The organism is Acinetobacter sp. P1(2025), from assembly GCF_051390655.1.
GTDB classification, from domain to species: Bacteria; Pseudomonadota; Gammaproteobacteria; order Pseudomonadales; family Moraxellaceae; genus Acinetobacter; species Acinetobacter junii.
Genome location: NZ_JBPKBJ010000014.1, coordinates 52,418 through 58,536, shown reverse-complemented (window position 1 = coordinate 58,536; position 6,119 = coordinate 52,418). Strand labels below are relative to the sequence as shown.

At 36.9% G+C, this 6,119-nt stretch carries 9 protein-coding genes; 7 read left to right on the top strand and 2 right to left on the bottom strand.

The genetic code is table 11. The features are described 5' to 3' along the window. On the bottom strand, window positions 1-126 hold a 126-nt coding region (locus tag ACSC97_RS05660), incomplete at its 3' end, for a MerR family DNA-binding transcriptional regulator (RefSeq protein ID WP_436659756.1). A gap of 84 nt (window positions 127-210) precedes the next feature. Between ACSC97_RS05660 and ACSC97_RS05655 the strand changes: the two genes are divergently transcribed. Next, a complete protein-coding gene (locus tag ACSC97_RS05655) occupies window positions 211-852 on the top strand; it encodes a hypothetical protein (RefSeq protein ID WP_436659754.1) in 642 nt (213 codons plus the stop codon). A 423-nt stretch (window positions 853-1,275) separates the two neighbouring features. Here the strand turns inward: ACSC97_RS05655 and ACSC97_RS05650 are convergent, their stop codons facing one another. Further along, complete coding sequence (locus ACSC97_RS05650; protein WP_436659752.1) at window positions 1,276-1,881, bottom strand: hypothetical protein; 606 nt, start codon at window positions 1,879-1,881, stop codon at window positions 1,276-1,278. A gap of 363 nt (window positions 1,882-2,244) precedes the next feature. Here ACSC97_RS05650 and ACSC97_RS05645 point away from each other — a divergent pair, with 363 nt between their 5' ends. From ACSC97_RS05645 to ACSC97_RS05620, 6 genes are all read left to right on the top strand, one after another. Then, complete coding sequence (locus tag ACSC97_RS05645) at window positions 2,245-2,748, top strand: hypothetical protein (RefSeq protein WP_436659750.1); 504 nt, start codon at window positions 2,245-2,247, stop codon at window positions 2,746-2,748. Between the two features lie 10 nt (window positions 2,749-2,758). Beyond that, a complete protein-coding gene (locus tag ACSC97_RS05640; RefSeq protein WP_436659748.1) occupies window positions 2,759-3,274 on the top strand; it encodes a hypothetical protein in 516 nt (171 codons plus the stop codon). 310 nt (window positions 3,275-3,584) lie between these two features. After that, complete coding sequence (locus ACSC97_RS05635) at window positions 3,585-4,175, top strand: hypothetical protein (protein ID WP_436659746.1); 591 nt, start codon at window positions 3,585-3,587, stop codon at window positions 4,173-4,175. A gap of 357 nt (window positions 4,176-4,532) precedes the next feature. Beyond that, window positions 4,533-5,114 carry a hypothetical protein gene (locus ACSC97_RS05630; protein ID WP_436659744.1) on the top strand — a complete coding sequence of 194 codons (582 nt, stop codon included), beginning with the start codon at window positions 4,533-4,535 and terminating at the stop codon, window positions 5,112-5,114. A gap of 191 nt (window positions 5,115-5,305) precedes the next feature. Further along, window positions 5,306-5,953, top strand: a complete 648-nt coding sequence (locus ACSC97_RS05625; protein WP_436659742.1) for a 3'-5' exoribonuclease domain-containing protein — start codon at window positions 5,306-5,308, stop codon at window positions 5,951-5,953. Window positions 5,954-5,971: 18 nt separating this feature from the next. Then, window positions 5,972-6,115, top strand: coding sequence for a hypothetical protein (locus ACSC97_RS05620; protein WP_436659740.1), 144 nt, complete (start codon window positions 5,972-5,974; stop codon window positions 6,113-6,115). Window positions 6,116-6,119 lie beyond the last annotated feature (4 nt).

The window sequence follows — 6,119 nt, the reverse complement described above, 5'->3', positions numbered from 1 at the left end:
ATATCGTCTATGATTTTTAGGGGTTCGATCTGCAACCAAAGTGCCTTCTTCATCCCAACGCCTTAATGTTTGAATGGAAACACCTAATGTTTTAGCTGCAACGCTAATGCTTATATATTTACTCATGTTGTATATAATAGTATAGAAATAAGTAGATTTCAATTAGCAGTTACAAACCCTGATGTTGATCATGTTTATAAGATCGGTGGCTTGGTTACGCTGAATAATCAGCAAACAATTCAGTATCTTCGCCTTTTGGATGGTGAGCTAGGAAAAAATTTAATCACTAAAAACACTACAGATGCAGACATAGAACGGAATCTGATTAAACTACAAACAGATGCCATTTCACGCAGCTTCATTCTTGATTTGGCTTCTACTCGTCAAGACTTAAGGGCATATCGTAATGATTTGCTTAAGCCTATCTACGTGTACCGTAGATGCTACTTCAAAAAAGATCGTGTGCCACGTGAGTTCCTTGCTCTCACCAAACACCCAATATATTCATCTTTGAACGCACGGCATATAAACAACGTCAGTAGTAAACGTATGGTGGAGTTTTATGATCCTTTGTACCTGAATGATCATTGGTCTATACACTATGTTGCTAAGTTTGATACGTTAGAAGAAGCAAGAGCAGCTTTACCCAAATTCATTAATGAGGAAGATGGGGAAGTATTGATTACAAGTGACCATGATTTTTACATTGATACCATGTCATTCGACTTAATCGGATTGTCAGAAAATATAATAGATGCGTTATATGACTACATTGAATCATATAGCGTGATTAATAATAAGTTATCGTATTTGGATGAATTGGAAGAATATAAAAAAATCATGCCTTTTTAATCATTTCGTGCGAAAACTTATTGCTATTGTGTGGTATATTTTATATAATGAATCACATAAACAATGGTTATCATGGTTTAGAATCACCTACACCACCATTGTAAAAAGACATGAAAACCCCGCCCTAGTTGATACCTTATAAGGGGTTTTGGTAGCTTACTTCGGTAAGCTATTTTTTTGCCTAAAATTAATTAAAACAACAAGATCGTATTACATGCTAAAATTTAGTTCATCACTTACGTGATTATTTGGAACCATCGTCCAATTTGTAGTAATGTGTCTTAGTATTTATCACTTATGTGATTATTTGGAACCACCGCCCAATCTGTAGGAGCGTATCTTAGTATTTATCACCCATGTGATTATTTGGCCTGCAAAACAAAGTACAGCTTGTCAGCCGAAAGATACATATCACCCATGTGATTAACTTCGATAATCATCATACATTTCTAGAATCTGATTAAATGACGTTTCTAAATTGTGTTTGCTGCTTGTCATTTCCAACCATACACGGCGACATAATTCCGCATCACCGTATGAAGTCAGTAAATCCAAATCAAATAAATTAACCTCAAGTAACGAGGCAACGCCGTTCAGCTTTAAATAATTTGAGATATTTTGATATGAGGGATGTGCATTGATGAATGCAACAGCAATGGCCATTTCACAATAAGGCTTACAATACTCTAATGCTGATTTAGGTAGGAAACTCGCATCAAATTCAGCATTGTAGATCACCACTTGGCGGTACTGTGACATTATGGCAGTCAGGTCATCATAAAACTGTTGTGGGGCCACACCACGCTCATCTAGATCGGCTTGAGTGATATTATGGAACCCTGCAATTGGCAGCACTTGTTCAGAACTAAATAGATTCCCATCTTCTTTATTGTTGGCAATCAAACAGTCCATTAAAACATTGCCCTCATAATCCAAAATCGTGCATGAAATCGGTTTTGCTGCATAGGTGTCATAACTTGTGGTTTTTAGGTCTAAGAAGATCGTACTATCTTTATTTATTTTCGCCATATTCCCCTCTACACCTTATAAATACTGCTTTCTCTATTATATCAGAAGCCGTTTAAGCCAAATATATTTTTGCCAATATATTTCTACTTTTGTGGTATATATTAATATTACACGTGCGCCGTGTGTTAAAAAGCCTTCGCTTTCGCTCAATACGACCTCGCTACCGCTTGGTCATTCACGGCGAGTTCAAAGCGTAATCCCCGACTTGGCTCTTAAGGTGCTAAATTTAGTATCGGGCATTCTAATAAGTTGCTGAATTTGATTGGAAAAACTATAAAAAATAACCCATACATTTTTGTGAATTTCCTTGTTTTGGTGTGGTATATATTATATAATGTCATTATCAACTAGGGAGTAAACATCATGTTAAACTTAATCAATATTAAAAAATATTTAGTGGAATCTCACCCGATCACATTAAAAAACCACCGTGAGTTTGTTAAAAATTTACTCGTTTTGCCTGAAACTGAAATATCACTTAGCGCAAAGTTTGAAACAAAAACTCGCATTGCCCTACGTGCAACCATTACCAACACAAAAGAAGCGGGATATGATGTATTTTCTTATGACATTACCCAACCTGTAGATGGATTTAAGGTTGAGGAAGTGCAGTCTTACAATCCGTTTTCTTGTGGCTATCTAACTGATTACTTCTTTAAAGTAAGCAAAAAACAAAACAAACAGGTTTTTTTGGATTGGGTCAAAGAAACCTTTGTAGCCTACTTTACGGCATCTTTTAAGATCACAGAACAAGAAGCCCTTGCGTTATTTGAAAAACAGGTTAATCAAAATTTATTTATTCGCCAAGTTCCTGAATCTTTAGATTGGGAGTTACCTGAACACAATACTTCGGGATTGGTTGCTTAAGGGGACGATGATGATTACTTACGATAAAAACTGTGTCATTGCTCAAACTATCGCTACGATCTTCGGAAGCACGGCAGAATATGTTTCTCTATGGCTTACTCGTTACCAACCATCTAAAGAAGTGATTGATCAATTTCTTGAAGCTAATGCTGAAAATGCTGAAAACTACAAGCGTTTCTACTACTTAGGTTTTTACCTTGAGCGAAATCTCAATCCCTTACCTGAATTATTAAAGCACAACACCAATTACTATTATTGGCTAGTTGAGGACAGTATTATTAAATCGCTGTCAGAGGATGCTTTCAATTACTTACTCGATCACAGTAGGCGCAATCCAACGATGATGCGTGATGAGTTCTATGCCCTTTTAGTCTTGCGCTATAGCACTCGAAAAACAGAGTTACGCTATGTTGCGCTAATGAATATGCTATCTAGTGAAAAGATCATTCAAACACAAGAATCGAATGGCAAGCTATATGGTTTTGCTCAACCTTACCTCGACAGGCATCTAAAGCAAGCTGCTTAACCCAAACAGTAAAACTCGACCTAGTTGATACCTTATAATCGAGTTTTGGCATCTCGCTCCGTGCGGGATGTGTTTTTAGGCCTTCGCTTTCGCTCCCCTCGATCTTCGCTCCCGCTTGATCTAAACGCCGTGTTCAAAGCATGGCTCCCGACTTAGCTCTCAAGGTGCTAAATCGAATATCGGGCATCTTAATAAGTTGCTGAATTTGATTGGAAAACCCACAAAAACAATCCATACTTTTTTGTGACTTTTATTGTTTTTGTGTGGTATATATTGTATAATCACCATATCAATCAATAGGTTAATTATTATGATTATTACAAAATTGCCATTCCCACTAGAAAGCCATATAGACACAACTGATATTTCAGAGCCTTACCAACAGGTCGGTTCAATTCTGTCTTTTGCACAATTTACGCTGAATGCAGATCAACAAATTACTCTCGCAGGTTTGATCTTTAAAATCTTTGCAGCCCAAGTTGGTTCTTTAGCTTTGCAAGATGAGTTAAACCTAGAGGAAGTAAATATTTTTGTGCCTCTTGATGCGTTTTATAAAAATGGCGTAGTCAGTATTGATCGGAAAGCCATGACTGTGCTTAGAAACCATGCTCTTGTCAAATTGTTGGGTACATTATATGCCTTTACGAATGATGATGAAAAAGACTTTATTGCAGATCATCAAGGCTTAATTGAAAAATTTAGCGGTGATTCTTTCCATGAAATTTACAATCAATTGGGTGATTTTGAACTGTTTATTCTTCCAAATGTTAGCAAAAATTCAGTTACGATATTTGATGTGATCAATTCTGTCGCTCATAACTTTGAAATATACTTAAAACTTATTTGTTACCATTCAACAGTCAAGTCAATTCTAGAAAACAATCAGCCTGAATTTGCATAATCAACCAAGAGAAGTTGCGCCCGCAGCTTCTCTTTCTACACCTACAGGGTTCGCTTGCGCTCAATACGACCTCGCTACCGCTTGGCCATTAACGGCGATCTCAAAGCATCACGCCCGACTTTAGACTTACGGTAAAACACCAAATACCTTTTATTTTTCCTAGATTGGGATATTGTTGTATGATCTTCATGCAAAATCACTTAGGTGATTAGTTGGATAAAGAACGATCATTGCCAAGATTAACAACAGCTACAGATCACTTATGTGATTAAAAATAATAAATATTGGCGCATTATTTTCATTGTTTTGGTGTGGTATATATTATATAATTAACCTTATCAACTAAGGGAAAACACCATGACTAAAGCACCTGAAATCAATGCGTTTGAAGCGTTGGAAATAATCAAAGAACACGGCGCAACACCTGAACTTTTAGAGATCATTGCGACCAATCCATTTACTGCCGACTATTATTCAAAATATATCACTCAAGAGCCTTTTCCAATCGGTGAGGAAGCGATTAGCCAAGATGTGCATTTAGCCTATTGGTATGCGGTTAGATACGGTGTGATCTTACCGCTTGCTGAAAAGCTATTCGCTAAAAACACAGAATATGCATTTCAGTATTTCTATCATATCAAGATGCAACCCGAACCTTTGTGTGAAGAAGCACTTTGTCGCAATTGTGATTACGCCTACAAGTATATGTTGCGATTCGGCTTTTTTGATAAAGGTATAGAGGCAATATCGAAAGATGCCACCCTCGCCCTTTCATACGCCATGAATGTTCTTAATGCCCCATTCCCAATGGGTGAGGAAGCAATCTACTCAAGTAAGCGAGAACGTCTTTTGTATCGCCACTATGTACTTAACGAGCCAAATTTAGATATGAAACAAATTGATTATTATTATGATGAACTTTTTGGACTACCCTTTTAGACCATATTTCCAATGACTGTTCAGATGAGTTATGCATTCGTCACGGCGCATAACTCATTCACCCCAAAAAGACCACAAGCCACTGAATAACTTAAATAAAAATCCCAAAAAAACATATACTTTTTTGTGAATTTCCTTGTTTTAGTGTGGTATATTTTGTATAATAAGGAATCAATTAGGGATTTATAATTATGCTAAAACGATATTCAGTTATTATTGATGCGGAAACTTTGGCAACCACACCAAATGCTAAAGTGACAGAATTTTCAGCTATTATTTTTGATCATGTGGAAAAAAATATTTTAGGTCATAAAACCGTGTTCTTTGATGTAGCATCACAAAATGGCTATGTTTGCCCTGAAACATTACAGTGGCGTATCGACAATAATGTTCCTGATAACGGTGAAATTGACCGCCCTAATTATGAAATCCTGAAAGAGTTTATTGACTTTATTGGGGAGTTTGTTGAGCGTAATAAGAAAGAAACTTCTCTTTATGCTAATGGATCAAATTTTGATTTTCCAATTTTACAAAGCTTAGTTGCTGATGTTAATTCTACTAAGCCAACAGAAGCAGAGGCACTAAAAACCTCTTGGAATTTCTACAATGAAATGTGTTTACGCTCGATTGCAATGGCATTGCACTCTAAACAAGGTTACTTAAACCTTAAAGCTGATAGTGCTGTGCAAGCACTTGGTTATATCCAAGTTGTTGAACAGTTGCCTTTCGTTCAATTCAAAAAGCACAATAGTTTGCATGATTGTATTTTTGAGGCATGTATCCTTGATGCCTGTTACGAAAAAATTGAAATGTACGAAAAATCAGAAGCACATGCTTAATTAGCATGGTGCATGGGAATGGTTCGCTATTCCCATGCACCTTCGCCCTTCGCTTTCGCTCAATACGACCTCGCTCCCGCTTGGTCATCAACGGCGATCTCAAAGCATGGCTCCCGACTTTGGCTCTTGCGCCGTGTGGTCGAACATCGGTTATCTATATAAGTAT